Here is a 13,797-nt window from a genome sequence, read left to right as displayed (position 1 = left end):
CATGAGTACCATTGCTGTTATCGGCCTCGGTTATGTGGGTTTGCCCCTGGCTGTTGAGTTTGGCAAGAAGATGAAAACCGTGGGTTTTGATCTGTCGGCCGAGAAGGTTGCCGCTTATGGGCGGTTTGTCGATCCGACGGGTGAGGTCAGTACCGAGGACCTGAAGGCAGCTGTTCATCTCACCTGCAGTACCGACCCCAAGGTAATCGGTGAGGCGGACTTCATCATCGTGGCGGTTCCCACGCCGGTCGATGATGCACATCAGCCGGACTTCACCCCGCTGGTCAAGTCGTCCGAGAGCGTCGGTCGCAACCTCAAGCGTGGTGCCACCGTCGTGTACGAATCCACCGTCTATCCCGGCGCGACCGAAGAGGTCTGCATTCCGATCCTTGAGAAGTTCTCCGGCCTCAAGTGGAAGGAAGACTTCTTCGTCGGGTATTCGCCCGAGCGGATCAACCCGGGTGACAAGGAGCGCACCGTCACCAAGATCGTCAAGGTGGTGTCGGGTGATACGCCGGAGACGCTCAAGAAGGTGGCCGAGACCTACGGCATGGTGATTACTGCGGGGGTTTATCCCGCGAGTTCCATAAAGGTGGCCGAGGCCGCGAAGGTAATCGAAAACACTCAGCGTGACCTCAACATCGCACTGATGAACGAGTTGTCGGTGATTTTCCACAAGATCGGCATCGATACCCTTGAGGTCTTGAAGGCGGCTGGTACTAAGTGGAATTTCCTGCCTTTCCGTCCGGGTCTGGTTGGTGGTCACTGCATCGGTGTCGATCCCTATTACCTGACGCATAAGGCTGACATGCTTGGATACCATCCGCAGGTCATCCTGGCTGGCCGGCGCATCAACGACAGCATGGGCAAGTACGTGGCCGAACAGACCGTGAAGCAGATGATCGGTGCTGGCCACAGCATCAAGGGGGCGAACGTCATCGTGCTGGGCCTGACTTTCAAGGAGAACTGTCCGGACCTGCGTAACAGCAAGGTTATCGACGTGATCCATGAACTGCAGAGCTATGGCTGCAACGTGCTGGTGTACGATCCCGTCGCGGAGTCCGTGGAGGCCGAACACGAGTACGGTGTGAGTCTGATCGCCTGGGATGAACTGCCGCGTGCCAAGGCTATCGTTGCAGCAGTCGCACACACGGAATACTCTGAACTGGGTGTGGGTCGTCTTTGCGAGAAGCTCGAGCCGAACGGTGTGTTTGCCGACGTCAAGAGCTTCTATGATCAGGCTGAGCTCGAAGCCGCTGGTGTGACGGTCTGGCGGCTCTAAAGGGCTGGGTTTGGAGTCGGAAGTGATGCATGGCTGGAAAAGATCCTTGGTCGTATTCCTTGGCATGGCCCTGGGGATCTCGGGCATGGGGCATGCAGCCGAGCAGGATGCCGACTCTGCGAGTATCGTCGAACAAGCCTTGGCCTACGAGCACGGTGAGGGGGTCCCGCGTGATCCGGAGCAGGCCGTAGAGCTGTATTGCGAGGCCGTCCGGATGGGCAATGCCGAGGCGATGTACAGCCTCGGCTGGATGTATGCCAACGGTCGTGGTGTGGAACGGGATGATCGCTATGCGGCAACCTTGTTCGAGATGGCGCTCTTCAAGGGCCACGCCGGCGCCGAGAAGGCACGCCGACTGGTCGGTGACTACACCGGTGCAGTTCCGGATTGCCTGACCTCACGGGATGGCGGGCGGGGATTCGTAGCCAGGGATACTTGGGACACCCAGAAGTACCTGGCGTCCCTCCCTGAGCAGAAGAAGAAAGTGGTCGAACTCGTCACGACGCTGGCCCCACGCTTTTCCATCGAGCCGCGCTTGGCGTTGGCCATCGCGACGACTGAGTCCAATTTCGACCCCAATGCCACGTCACCGAAGAACGCGATGGGAGTGATGCAGCTGATTCCCGAGACTGCGAGCCGTTTCAACGTGAAGGACACCTTTGACCCCGTCCAGAACATCAAGGGCGGGCTGGCCTATCTGCGCTGGTTACTGGCCTATTATCGCGGCAATGTCGCGCTGGCGGTGGCGGGCTATAACGCCGGCGAAGGCGCGGTTGACCGTTATCGTGGGGTGCCGCCGTTCAAGGAGACCCAGAACTACGTGAAGCGCATCCTGGAGTTCTTCCCGCGTACCGAGCACCCTTTTGACGCCCGGGTTGCCGATGCATCTCCCGTGTTGCAGGCGCTCAAGGTCGTGGGGCGGTGATGAGCGTGTGGATGCAGGCTCGTTCGACTGCGCCATCAGTGGCGCTTGCTGCCGTACTGTGTGGGTTGGGAGGCGTATCCGTCGACGCATTGGCGGATCTAGCCGATACCGTTGCCCTTGTTAAGAAGTCGGTTGTTGCTGTGGGTACATTCGAACCGACTCGCAGCCCGCAGTTCCGCTTCGTGGGTACCGGCTTCGTCGCAGGAAATGGCAACCAGGTTGTGACGAACGCCCACGTAGAGGGGGCCGTGGTCGAGAACTCGGAAACCAAGGAGCAATTGGTCATTGCTTTGCCCGGTACGGGGCGGGCTTCGGTCAGGCCTGTTCGTCGCGAAGCGATTGATCGTGACCACGATGTGTCGGTGCTGCGCTTTGATGGGCCTCCGATGCCAGCGCTACGTCTTGGTAATTCCGATGCCGTACGCGATGGTCAGGACATCGCACTCACGGGTTTTCCGCTAGGAGCGACGATCGGCATCGTGCCGGTCACCCATAAGGGCATTATTTCCGCAATCACGCCTGTCGGGCAGCCTTTGCCGAGCGCCCGTCAGTTAGAGGCCCAGACAGTGCGTCGGTTGGCTGTCGGGAGCTATTCCGTGTTCCAGCTGGACGCCGTTTCCTACCCGGGCAACAGCGGCAGTCCGGTCTACAGTCCGGCGACCGGTGAAGTCTTGGGGATCGTGAACACCGTGTTCGTGAAAGGCAGCAAGGAGGCTGCAATCACCAATCCATCGGCGATCTCCTATGCGATTCCGGCGTCCTTCATCAAGGCCTTGCTGCAGCAGCCCTGAGCTTGGTCGTCGTGCAAGGTGCAAAAAAGCCCGGGATGTCTCTCCATCCCGGGCTTTTCATTTTCCGGCCAGCGTTAGGCTAGTTTCAGGCCAGTTCGTCCATCGGCACACAGGAGCAGAACAGGTTGCGGTCGCCGTAAACGTCGTCGATACGGTTCACGCTCGGCCAGAACTTGTTGTCGCCAACCCAGGCCAGCGGGAAGGCGGCTTCTTGGCGGGAGTATGGGCGGTCCCAGTCGCCGAAGAAGTCGGCCTGGGTGTGGGGCGCGTTCTTCAGTGGATTGTTGTCGCCCGGTACGCGGCCTTCCTCGATGGCGCGAATCTCGGCGCGGATGCTCACCATGGCGGCGATGAAGCGGTCCAGTTCGCCCTTGTCCTCGGATTCGGTGGGCTCGACCATGATCGTGCCGGCCACTGGGAAGGACATGGTCGGCGCGTGGAAGCCGTAGTCCATCAGGCGCTTGGCGATGTCCACTTCGCTGATGCCAGTGGCGGCCTTGATCGGGCGGATGTCGAGGATACACTCGTGGGCAACGCGGCCCTGGCTGCCGGTATACAGCACCGGGTAGTGGGTGCTGAGTTGGCTGGCCACGTAGTTGGCGTTGAGGATCGCCACCTTGGTGGCGCGCTTGAGGCCACGGCCGCCCATCATCGTGATGTACATCCAGGAGATAGGCAGGATGCTAGCGGAGCCAAATTGGGCGGCGGAAACGGCACCCTGGCCGGCATTGGGGCGGTCCTCGGTGCCGGTCGGAGCGACTGCATGGTCGGCCATGAACGGTGCCAGATGTGCCTTCAGGCCGATCGGACCCATGCCCGGTCCGCCGCCGCCGTGGGGGATGCAGAAGGTCTTGTGCAGGTTCATGTGGCTCACGTCGGCGCCGATGGAGGCGGGGGAGGTGAGGCCGACCTGGGCGTTGAGGTTGGCGCCATCCATGTAAACCTGGCCGCCGTATTGGTGCACGCTGGCGCAGATCTCGCGGATGTCTTCCTCGAAGACACCGTGGGTGGAGGGGTAGGTGATCATCAGCGCGGCCAGCTTGTCGGCGTGCTGGGCGGCCTTGGCCTGCAGGTCGGTCAGGTCCACGTTGCCGTTGTCGTCGCAATTGACGACGACCACGTCCATGCCGCACATCTGCGCGGTGGCCGGGTTGGTGCCGTGGGCCGACTTGGGGATCAGGCATACATTGCGGTGCTGCTCGCCGCGAGATGCGTGGTAGCGGCGGATCGCCACCAGACCTGCGTATTCGCCCTGGGCGCCAGAGTTGGGCTGCATGCAGATCGCGTCGAAGCCGGTGATCTCGCGCAGTTGGGCGGCGAGGCCGTCGATCATCTCCAGGTAGCCGGTGGTCTGCTCGGCCGGGGCGAAGGGATGGATGTCGGCGAACTCGGGCCAGGTGACCGGGATCATCTCGCTGGTGGCGTTGAGCTTCATCGTGCACGAGCCCAGGGAGATCATCGAGTGGTCAAGGGCCAGGTCACGGTTCTGCAGGCGCTTCAGGTAGCGCAGCATCTCGTGCTCGGTGTGGTGGGTGTTGAACACTGGGTGGGACAGGATGGCGTCGTTGCGCAGCAGGGCTTCCGGCAGGTTGCCGCCACGGCTGGCGACCTGGGCGTCCAGCGCCGCCACGTCGGCCTTGGCGCCAAAGGCTTCGAGCAGCGCGGCAATGTCGGCAAGGGTGGTCTTCTCGTCGATGGAGATGCCGAGTCCCTTGCCGTCCACGTGGCGCAGGTTGTAGCCGGCGGCTTGGGCGGCTGCGTAGATTGTGACGCTGCGTTCGTCCGTGGCCACCTGCAGGGTGTCGAAGAAGCGTTCTGCGGCCAGCTCGAAGCCGGCCTGGCGGAGGCCCTCGGCGAGCACGGCGGCCAGGCGGTGGACGCGGGCGGCAATGGTGCGCAGGCCTTCCGGACCGTGGTAGACCGCATACATGCCGGCCATGTTGGCCAGCAGCACCTGGGACGTACAGATGTTGGAGTTGGCCTTCTCGCGGCGGATATGCTGCTCGCGGGTCTGCAGCGTCATGCGCAGGGCGGTCTTGCCGCGGACGTCCTTCGAGACGCCGATGATGCGGCCCGGCATGGAGCGCACATGGGCCTGGCGGGTGGCGAAGAAAGCGGCGTGGGGGCCACCGAAGCCGAGGGGCACGCCGAAGCGCTGGGCAGAGCCGAGGGCGATGTCGGCACCCAGCTCGCCAGGCGACTTGAGGAGCACCAGCGCGAGCAGGTCGGAGGCGACGGCTACGACGGCACCCTTGGCCTTGAGGCCAGCGATGGCGCCGGAGATGTCGGCAACTTCGCCGCGCTCGTTGGGGTATTGCAACAGGGCGCCGAAGACTTCGTGGCGGGCCGCATCAGCCACCGGGCCGACGATCAGCTCGAAGCCGAAATAGGCGGCACGGGTGCGCACCACGTCGAGGGTCTGCGGGAAGACGCCTTCATCCACGAAGAAGGCCTGGCTCTTCACCTTGGAGATACGGCGGGCCATCGCCATGGCTTCGGCAGCCGCGGTGGCTTCGTCGAGCAGCGAGGCGTTGGCGAGTTCCAGGCCGGTGAGGTCGATGACCATCTGCTGGAAGTTCAGCAGCGCTTCCAAGCGGCCCTGGGCGATCTCGGCCTGGTAGGGCGTGTAGGCGGTGTACCAGCCCGGGTTTTCCATCACGTTGCGGAGGATGACCTTCGGCGTGATGGTGTCGTAATAGCCCATGCCGATGAGGGACTTCTTCAGCACGTTCTTGCCGGCGATGGCCTTGAGCTGGGCGAGGGCAACGTGTTCCGGCGTCGGTTCGCCGAGGGCCAGCGGGGAGGGCAGGCGGATGCCGGCGGGCACGGTTTGGGCGACCAGGGTGTCCAGGGAGTCGACGCCGATGGCGGCGAGCATGGCCGGCAGTTCGTTGGCACAGGGGCCCAGATGACGGCGAATGAAGTCGTCGCCCTGTTCGAGCGTGGCGAGCGGGGCGGAGAGAAGGGTCTTCGACATGGGAGAAACTCGGGTTGGGTTACAGCAACAGCAGGGTGGGGCGCGCCGACCGGGCGCGCCCGCGAAGGGGTGATCAGCCGATGGCGGCTTCGTAGCCGGTGGCGTCCAGCAGGCCGTCCACGTCGGTTGCGTTGGCCGGCTTGATCTTGAACAGCCAGGCGGCGTAGGCGTCGGCATTGACGGATTCGGGGGCGTCCACGGCGGCCTGATTGGCTTCGAGGATTTCGCCGGCGACAGGCGCGTAGATGTCGGAGGCGGCCTTGACGGATTCGATCACGGCAACGGCCTCTTCCTTGGCGACGACGCGGCCGGCTTCCGGGAGCTCGAGGAAAACCACGTCGCCGAGGGCTTCCTGGGCGTGGTCGGTGACGCCGACGGTCAGGGTGCCGTCCGCTTCGATGCGGACCCATTCGTGGGAGGCGGTGTAGCGCAGGTTCGCGGGGGTGTTCATGGTATGTCCTTGTTCAAGTCGATGAAGGGAATGGTGTTCGATGCCGTGCTGCCGTCAGGCCAGCGCCTTGCCGTTGCGGGCAAAGGGGGCTTTTACCACGCGGGCCTTGAGGCGCTTGCCGCGGATCTCGACTTCGACGGCGTCGCCGGCGGCTACGCCAAGGGGCAGGCGGGCCAGCGCGATGGATTTTTCCAGTGTTGGCGAGAAAGTGCCGCTGGTAGTTTCGCCTTCGCCCTGAGCGGTGATCACCTTCTGGTGGGAGCGCAGCACACCTTTGTCTTCGAGGATCAGGCCGAGGGTCTGTTTGCCGGTGCCGTTGGCGACGAGGGCGGCCTTGCCGACAAAGTCGCGGCTTTCGTCCTTGAAGTCCACCGTCCAGGTCAGGCCGGCATCCAGCGGGGAGACCGTGTCGTCCATGTCGTTGCCGTAGAGGGCCATGCCGGCCTCCAGGCGCAGGGTGTCACGGGCGCCGAGGCCACAGGGCTTGACGCCGGCGGCAACGAGGGCATTCCAGGTAGAAACGGCCTTGTCGACCGGCAGGGTCAGCTCGAAACCGTCCTCGCCGGTGTAGCCGGTGCGGGCGACGAAGATGTCGCCGAACTGGGCGGCCTGGAACACCTTCAGGCCGGCGGACGCGGCCTCGGCGCCGGGGAGGGCGGCCCAGGTCTTGGCTCGGGCGTTGGGGCCCTGCACGGCGATCATCGCCAGGTCGCGGCGCACGGCGAGGGTGGCCTGCGTGCTGGTCGCAGCCAGGCGCTGCTCCATCCAAGCCACGTCCTTGTCGGCGGTGCCGGCATTGACGACGATTCGGTAGCGGGTGTCGGTCAAGAAGTAGACGATCAGGTCGTCGATGACGCCGCCCTGTTCGTTGAGCATGCACGAGTAGAGGGCCTTGCCGGGTTCGGCGAGCTTGGCTACATCGTTGGCAATCAGGCCGCGCAGGAAAGCCTTGGCGTCGGCTCCCTCCAGGTCAAGGGCGAGCATGTGGGAGACGTCGAACATGCCGGCATCGCGGCGCACCGCGTGGTGCTCCTCGATCTGCGAGCCATAATTGACCGGCATGTCCCAGCCGGCAAAATCGACCATGCGGGCGCCGGCGGCAATATGGGAGGCGTAAAGCGGGGTTTGTTGGGCCATGGGGCTCTCCGTGACAATCGTTCCAGTGTAGAAAGGCAAAGGGGCCGATGCGACGTGAATTCGCTTCGGCCCCATCTGTCCTTTGTACCTGAGAGATTGCAGCGGTCTAGACCTTCTGCGTGCCCCTTCGGTGGATGCGGCCTGCACGCTGGGCAGGAGGGCATCGCTCTCCAGATTCTTGATTCGTCGGCGGTCCTTTTGCCTGAGCGGTTCCGGGGGTTGCGCCTTCGGCGGTTCGCGGTAATAGGCCTGCGAACGCTCTCCCACACGACGGCGCGCACCTTACCATCGAGGGCGAGGCGCGACAAGGGTCTGATACACTATTAAAGATGATCCCTTCCAGAAGCCGTTTCGTCGGCATTCGCGGCCTGCGCTACCACCTGCGCGAGTGGGGGCGTGAAGGCGCTCCCAAGCTGTTCATGCTGCATGGATGGATGGATGTTTCTGCGTCTTTCCAGTTCATCGTCGATGCTTTACAGGCTGACTGGCACGTGATTGCGCCCGACTGGCGCGGCTTTGGCCAGACGGAATGGGCTGGCTCCGATGCCTATTGGTATCCGGATTACCTAGCCGACCTAGACGCGATTCTGCGTATTGTTGCTTCGGATGAGTCAGTAAATCTGGTCGGTCATAGTCTGGGCGGCAATGTCGCCTGCCAGTACGCCGGGGTTCGGCCCAGCCGCGTTGCAAAGCTTGTTGCCCTCGATGCCTTCGGCTTGGCAGACAGCCGGCCGGTCGATGCGCCGGGACGACTAGAGAAATGGTTGTTGCAGCTCGAAGCCGACTCGACTTTCCGGGGTTATCCCGACCGGAATACGCTGGCGGCCAGACTACAGGCGGACAATCCGCGACTCACGCCTGACAAGGCTGCCTTCCTTGTCAGGCACCTTGGCGAGCCCAATGGTGACGATGCTATCCGAATGGCAGGTGATCCCGCCCATCGCCGGGTCAATCCGATCTCCTATAGGAGAGCGGAGGCGCTTGCGTGCTGGCGCAGGGTGACGGCACCGACCTTGTGGGTCGAACCGGCCGATCCGGCTCTACGTCGGCGGCTTGGTGTCAGCGACGAGGCCCATGCGGAAGGGAAGGCGTGTTTCCGTAATTTTCAGGAGGTCGAGGTTTCCGACTCCGGCCACAATCTGCACCATGATCAGCCGGAAATCGTTGCGCGGATCATAGAGACCTTTTTGTTGTCGAATAAGCCATGAATGCGTTGAATGCCGATCTGCACTGCCATTCCACCGCGTCCGACGGAACCTTGGTGCCGGCGGAGGTCGTTCGCCGCGCGAAGGCCAACGGCGTGGATCTGCTGGCTCTCACCGATCATGACGAACTGCTCGGCCTTGACGAGGCGGTAGCGGCAGCCGATGAGGTTGGTCTGCGCTTCGTGCCCGGCGTGGAGATCTCGGTGTCCTGGCTGGACCAGACGGTGCACATGGTGGGGCTGGGCATAGACCGGACCAATCCTGCTCTCGTTGCCGGCCTCGCCCAAGTACGCGGCGGGAGGGATGGCCGCGCTGTGCGCATTGCTGCAGAACTCGAGCGGATCGGTATCCCCGGAGCACTGGAAGGCGCGCTGGCCTATGCCGGCAACCCGGCCTTGCTCAGTCGTGCCCACTTTGCGCGATTTCTTGTTGAAAAAGGATGTGCGAAGAATGTTCATGACGTCTTCCTGCACTACCTAGCCCGAGGCAAGCCGGGCTACGTGGAGCACGTCTGGGCGACGCTGGAGGATGCCCTCGGCTGGATCAAGGGCGCGGGGGGCGTCGCGGTGATCGCCCATCCGGGCCGTTATCGCCTGAGCCACGCCGAGATGGACATCCTGCTGGAAACCTTCCGCGACCGCGGCGGCGACGCCGTCGAGGTGTCCTGCGGCGCTCACGATGGTGGGCAGGTGCTGGCTTTTGCACGCCTGGCCCGCAAGTTCGGATTGCTGGCGTCGCGGGCTTCCGACTTTCACGGCCCGGAAGACAGTCCCATTGACTTGGGGAAGGCGCCTCCGCTTCCCCCTGACCTTACGCCGGTGTGGACGCGCCTGGTGTGAATACCATTGTCTAACTGAATCATGGCCCAGTTCTTTTCCGTTCATCCTGAACAACCCCAGCAGCGGCTCATCAAGCAGGCTGCCCAGATCATGCGCGACGGCGGTCTCATCGCCTTCCCCACCGATTCCGCCTACGCCCTCGGTGGGCGCACCGGTGATAGCCCGTTGCTGGCGCGCATCCGGCGCATCCGTGACGTGGACGAACGTCACCAGTTCACGCTGCTGTGCCGCGACCTGTCGGAAATCGCTACTTACGCCCGTGTCGACAACAGCCAGTACCGCTTGCTTAAGGCCGTCACGCCGGGACCTTACACCTTCATCCTGGAAGGCACCAAGGAGCTGCCGCGGCGGGTTCTCCATCCCAAGCGCAAGACCATCGGTATCCGCATTCCCGACCATCCGGTGGTGTCGGCACTGCTCGCCGAGCTGGGTGAGCCGATGCTGAGTTCAACCTTGCTGCTGCCGGACGAGGAGCATCCCCTGACCGATGCCGAGGAGATCCGCGACCGGCTCGAGAAGGATGTCGATCTGGTGATCGAGGCGGGTGCCTGTCGCGGCGAGGCGACGACGGTCATTGACCTGACCAGCGGCGTGCCTGAACTGGTGCGTGAAGGGCGGGGCAGTCTCGAGCCCTTCGGTCTGTGAGCGGCTTGCGGGGCACGCTGCCCGGCCGCATCGAGCGCGAGGCGAAGGGGATGGCCCGCGGCTCTGTTAGAATCGCCGGCCTTCGGTAGCGCCTGCCATGCAAGAACTGATCACCACCTTGACCATCTGGGCCTTGCCCGTTCTCTTCGCCATCACGCTGCATGAGGCTGCCCACGGCTACGCGGCGCGTCATTTCGGCGACGTGACGGCGGAGCAAGCCGGGCGGATCAGCCTCAATCCTCTGCGTCACATCGATCCGGTAGGCACGGTGCTGGTGCCCGGGCTGATCGTGGCGGTGAGTACGCTGGCGGGCGGTTCGCCGATGCTGTTCGGCTGGGCCAAGCCGGTGCCGGTGAATTTCGGGCGGCTGCGCAATCCGAAGGCGGACATGCTGTGGGTCGCGGTGGCTGGACCGCTTGCCAATCTGGTTATGGCCCTCGGCTGGGCGCTGCTGTTCCGGCTCGCAGTGGCGTCGCCGGACAATATGTATGCGTTGCCGATGGCGAAGATGGCCGATGCCGGTATTCAGATCAACGCGGTGCTGATGTTCCTAAATCTCGTGCCGCTGCCGCCGCTCGACGGCGGCCGTATAGTCGTGAGCCTGCTGCCTGCGCGGCAGGCCTACAAGTTTGCGCAGATCGAGCCCTATGGCTTTCCGATCCTGCTGTTGTTGCTGTTCACCGGCATTCTGGGCGACATTCTCGGACCGCTGGTGGCCTTGTTCCGTTTTGCCATCGCAATCGTTTTTGGACTCTGACATCCCATGTTCGCTGAACGCGTCCTCTCCGGCATGCGCCCCACCGGGCGGCTCCACCTCGGCCACTATCACGGTGTACTAAAAAACTGGGTCAAGCTGCAGGCGGAGTATCCCTGTCTGTTCTTCGCGGCCGACTGGCACGCGCTGACCACCGACTACGACAACCCGCGCGGTATTGAAAATAGCGTGTGGGACATGATCGTCGACTGGCTGGCGGCCGGTGTCGATCCGTCCCAGGCGACGATTTTCATCCAGTCCCGCGTGCCCGAGCACGCCGAGTTGCATCTGCTCATGTCGATGATGACGCCGCTGGGCTGGCTGGAGCGGGTGCCGACCTATAAAGATCAGCAGGAAAAGCTGGTGCACAAGGATTTGTCCACCTACGGTTTCCTCGGCTATCCGCTGCTGATGAGCGCCGACATCCTGATCTACCGTGCCGACAAGGTGCCGGTTGGCGAGGATCAGCTGCCCCATGTGGAGTTCACGCGTGAATTGGCGCGGCGCTTCAACCACATGTACGGGCGCGAGCCCGGCTTCGAGGAGAAGGCCAAGGAGGCGGTCAAGAAGCTGGGCTCCAAGCGCGCCAAGCTGTACGAGGAATTCCGCACCCGCTTCCAGCAGAACGGCGACGAGGAGGGGCTGGCTCTCGGCAAGGCTCTGCTGGAGGAAACCCAGAACCTGTCGTTGGGCGACCGGGAGCGTCTGTACGGTTACCTGGAAGGCAGCGGCAAGGTGATCCTCGTCGAGCCTGATGCGCTGCTCACCGAGGCTTCGCGCATGCCCGGCCTTGACGGCCAGAAGATGTCCAAGTCCTACGGCAACACGATCTTCCTGCGGGAAGAGGCGGAGTCCGTGTCGAAGAAGATCCGCACGATGCAGACCGATCCGGCCCGTGTGCGGCGCACCGATGCGGGTAATCCGGAGAAGTGCCCGGTGTGGCAGTTCCACGTCATCTACTCCGATGACACGACACGTAATTGGGTGACTCAGGGGTGTACAAGCGCCGGCATCGGCTGCATCGAGTGCAAGCAGCCGGTCATCGACGCGGTGCTGAAGGCGCAGGACGTGATGCGCGAGCGTGCCCAGCCGTACCTGGACGATCCTTCGCTAGTGCGCAGCATCGTTGCCGACGGTTGCGACAAGGCCCGCAAGCTGGCCCAGGAGACCATGCGGGAAGTGCGTGACTCGATGGGTTTGAGTTATAGCTGATGGTGTTGCGGATGCGCAATAAAGGGCGGCTTGGGGGTGCTGTTCCCCGCGTGCTAAGGTGCACGGCATGGGCGGGGATCTGAGCGCTCCGCTGGATCCGGCGCCTGCCGCGGCCCCGCTGGATGGGGTGATAGGTCGGATGTACGGTCAGCCGATCTTCGCCTTGCCCAAAGACCTGTACATTCCGCCCGACGCGCTGGAGGTCATCCTCGAAGCGTTCGAGGGGCCGCTCGATCTGCTGCTGTACCTGATCCGCAAGGCCAACATCAACGTCCTCGATATTCCGATGGTGCCGCTGACAGCGCAGTATCTGGAGTACGTGGAGGCGATGCGCCAGCACAATCTGGAGTTAGCGGCGGATTATCTGCTGATGGCGGCGACGCTGCTGGAGATCAAGTCGCGGATGCTGTTGCCGCGGCCGCCGCGGGCTGGCGAGGCGGAGGAGCTCGATCCGCGGGCGGAGTTGGTGCGCCGGCTGCTCGAATACGAGCAGGTCAAGATGGCGGCCGTGCGCTTGGATGCCATGCCGCGGGTTGAGCGGGATTTCGAGTGGGTTGGCGTGTTCGTGGCCGAGAAGGTCGTCGAGCGTCTGCCTGAAGTGAGCCTGCACGATCTGCAACTAGCCTGGCTCAAGATCGCCAGGCAGAGTCGTCTTCGTCGGAATCACACGATCCAACGTGAAGAGCTGTCGGTGCGCGAGCACATGACCTTGATCCTGCGCAAGTTGCAGGACGACGCATTTGTAGTATTTGAATCCCTGTTCGATCCCGAGCTGGGCGTTGCCGGACTGGTGGTCAGTTTTCTGGCGACCCTTGAGCTGGTGAAGGAGCGCCTAGTTGTGGTGACTCAGAACGAGGCCTTTGCGCCGATCTACGTGAAGCGTGCCTATAGTGAGCGTGCAGACGCCTGAGCAATTCAAGCTGGTGCTCGAAGCGGCCTTGCTGGCAGCGACGTCGCCCTTGCGGGTGAGTGAGTTGAGGCAGCTGTTCGAGCCTGATCCGGGGGCGGACACGATTCGTCGTGTGCTGGCCGAGCTGACGGAAGATTGGCAGGGCAGGGGCGTTGAACTCGTTCAGACGGCCGGTGGCTGGCGTTTCCAGACTCGCCTGGAGTATCAGGTGTATCTCGACCGGCTCAAGCAGGAGCGACCGCCCAAGTATTCGCGGGCGGTGCTGGAAACCCTGGCGATCATCGCCTACCGGCAGCCGGTGACTCGCGGCGATATCGAAGATATCCGCGGTGTGATGGTGTCGAGCAGTGTATTGAAGACCCTCGAATCCCGAGGGTGGGTGGACGTGGTGGGATACCGGGATACGCCAGGGCGGCCCGGTCTGTACGCCACGACCAGAAAATTCCTGGAGGACCTTGGTTTGCGTAGTCTGACCGAGTTGCCTCCGTTGACTGAAATCGAAAGGATCATGGATCTTGTCGACCTCCCAAAAACCCAAGAACCGGCCGTTTAGGCCCAAGACCGGAAAGCCGGCAGCCGCAGGCGGTCGCCCGGGTGGAACGGCGGACGGAGGCCCCGCAGGCGGACGTCGCGGGCGCGGCCAGTCCGTAGGCGAAGGTGCGCGCCGCG

General features: G+C 63.3%; 13 protein-coding genes and 1 riboswitch. Of the genes, 10 read left to right on the top strand and 3 right to left on the bottom strand.

The annotated features are described in order from the left end of the window. Nucleotide 1 precedes the first annotated feature (1 nt). From AC1PPK_RS20475 to AC1PPK_RS20465, 3 genes are read left to right on the top strand one after another with little or no spacing between them, the layout of a single operon-like run. The gene (locus AC1PPK_RS20475; RefSeq protein ID WP_481114849.1) at nucleotides 2-1,282 is read left to right on the top strand and encodes a nucleotide sugar dehydrogenase; all 1,281 of its coding nucleotides are present in this window, start codon (nucleotides 2-4) and stop codon (nucleotides 1,280-1,282) included. A gap of 46 nt (nucleotides 1,283-1,328) precedes the next feature. Next, complete coding sequence (locus tag AC1PPK_RS20470; RefSeq protein ID WP_481114848.1) at nucleotides 1,329-2,207, top strand: transglycosylase SLT domain-containing protein; 879 nt, start codon at nucleotides 1,329-1,331, stop codon at nucleotides 2,205-2,207. Beyond that, nucleotides 2,207-2,998 carry a S1 family peptidase gene (locus AC1PPK_RS20465; RefSeq protein ID WP_481114847.1) on the top strand — a complete coding sequence of 264 codons (792 nt, stop codon included), beginning with the start codon at nucleotides 2,207-2,209 and terminating at the stop codon, nucleotides 2,996-2,998. The genes AC1PPK_RS20470 and AC1PPK_RS20465 overlap by 1 nt, the downstream gene beginning before the upstream one ends. 85 nt (nucleotides 2,999-3,083) lie before the next feature. Here the strand turns inward: AC1PPK_RS20465 and gcvP are convergent, their stop codons facing one another. From gcvP to gcvT, 3 genes are all read right to left on the bottom strand, one after another. Then, a complete protein-coding gene (gene gcvP / locus AC1PPK_RS20460; RefSeq protein WP_481114846.1) occupies nucleotides 3,084-5,975 on the bottom strand; it encodes an aminomethyl-transferring glycine dehydrogenase in 2,892 nt (963 codons plus the stop codon). 73 nt (nucleotides 5,976-6,048) lie between these two features. After that, nucleotides 6,049-6,426 (bottom strand): glycine cleavage system protein GcvH, encoded by a 378-nt coding sequence (gcvH, locus tag AC1PPK_RS20455; protein ID WP_481114845.1) that lies wholly within the window; start codon nucleotides 6,424-6,426, stop codon nucleotides 6,049-6,051. A gap of 54 nt (nucleotides 6,427-6,480) precedes the next feature. Then, nucleotides 6,481-7,563, bottom strand: a complete 1,083-nt coding sequence (gcvT, locus tag AC1PPK_RS20450) for a glycine cleavage system aminomethyltransferase GcvT (RefSeq protein ID WP_481114844.1) — start codon at nucleotides 7,561-7,563, stop codon at nucleotides 6,481-6,483. A gap of 181 nt (nucleotides 7,564-7,744) precedes the next feature. Further along, a riboswitch (glycine riboswitch) is annotated at nucleotides 7,745-7,839 on the bottom strand. Between the two features lie 53 nt (nucleotides 7,840-7,892). On the opposite strand from gcvT, the gene AC1PPK_RS20445 reads away from it, so the two are divergent. The 7 genes from AC1PPK_RS20445 (at nucleotide 7,893) to scpB (ending at nucleotide 13,681) form a co-directional block, all read left to right on the top strand. After that, on the top strand, nucleotides 7,893-8,771 hold the full coding sequence (locus tag AC1PPK_RS20445; RefSeq protein ID WP_481114843.1) for an alpha/beta fold hydrolase: 879 nt from the start codon (nucleotides 7,893-7,895) through the stop codon (nucleotides 8,769-8,771). Further along, the gene (locus AC1PPK_RS20440; RefSeq protein ID WP_481114842.1) at nucleotides 8,768-9,607 is read left to right on the top strand and encodes a 3',5'-nucleoside bisphosphate phosphatase; all 840 of its coding nucleotides are present in this window, start codon (nucleotides 8,768-8,770) and stop codon (nucleotides 9,605-9,607) included. Before AC1PPK_RS20445 ends, AC1PPK_RS20440 begins: the two co-directional genes overlap by 4 nt. A gap of 21 nt (nucleotides 9,608-9,628) precedes the next feature. Further along, nucleotides 9,629-10,252, top strand: coding sequence for an L-threonylcarbamoyladenylate synthase (locus tag AC1PPK_RS20435; RefSeq protein ID WP_481114841.1), 624 nt, complete (start codon nucleotides 9,629-9,631; stop codon nucleotides 10,250-10,252). Between the two features lie 97 nt (nucleotides 10,253-10,349). Next, complete coding sequence (locus tag AC1PPK_RS20430; RefSeq protein WP_481114840.1) at nucleotides 10,350-11,009, top strand: site-2 protease family protein; 660 nt, start codon at nucleotides 10,350-10,352, stop codon at nucleotides 11,007-11,009. 6 nt (nucleotides 11,010-11,015) lie between these two features. Next, a complete protein-coding gene (locus tag AC1PPK_RS20425; protein WP_481114839.1) occupies nucleotides 11,016-12,218 on the top strand; it encodes a tryptophan--tRNA ligase in 1,203 nt (400 codons plus the stop codon). 79 nt (nucleotides 12,219-12,297) lie between these two features. Further along, complete coding sequence (locus AC1PPK_RS20420; protein ID WP_481118247.1) at nucleotides 12,298-13,128, top strand: segregation and condensation protein A; 831 nt, start codon at nucleotides 12,298-12,300, stop codon at nucleotides 13,126-13,128. Beyond that, on the top strand, nucleotides 13,109-13,681 hold the full coding sequence (gene scpB, locus AC1PPK_RS20415; protein WP_481114838.1) for an SMC-Scp complex subunit ScpB: 573 nt from the start codon (nucleotides 13,109-13,111) through the stop codon (nucleotides 13,679-13,681). The genes AC1PPK_RS20420 and scpB overlap by 20 nt, the downstream gene beginning before the upstream one ends. The last annotated feature ends 116 nt before the right edge of the window (nucleotides 13,682-13,797 follow it).

It is taken from the genome of Zoogloea sp. JDB1 (genome assembly GCF_056724025.1).
The sequence above is the reverse complement of the archived record's forward strand: the minus strand, read 5'-3'. Positions and strand labels throughout refer to the sequence as shown.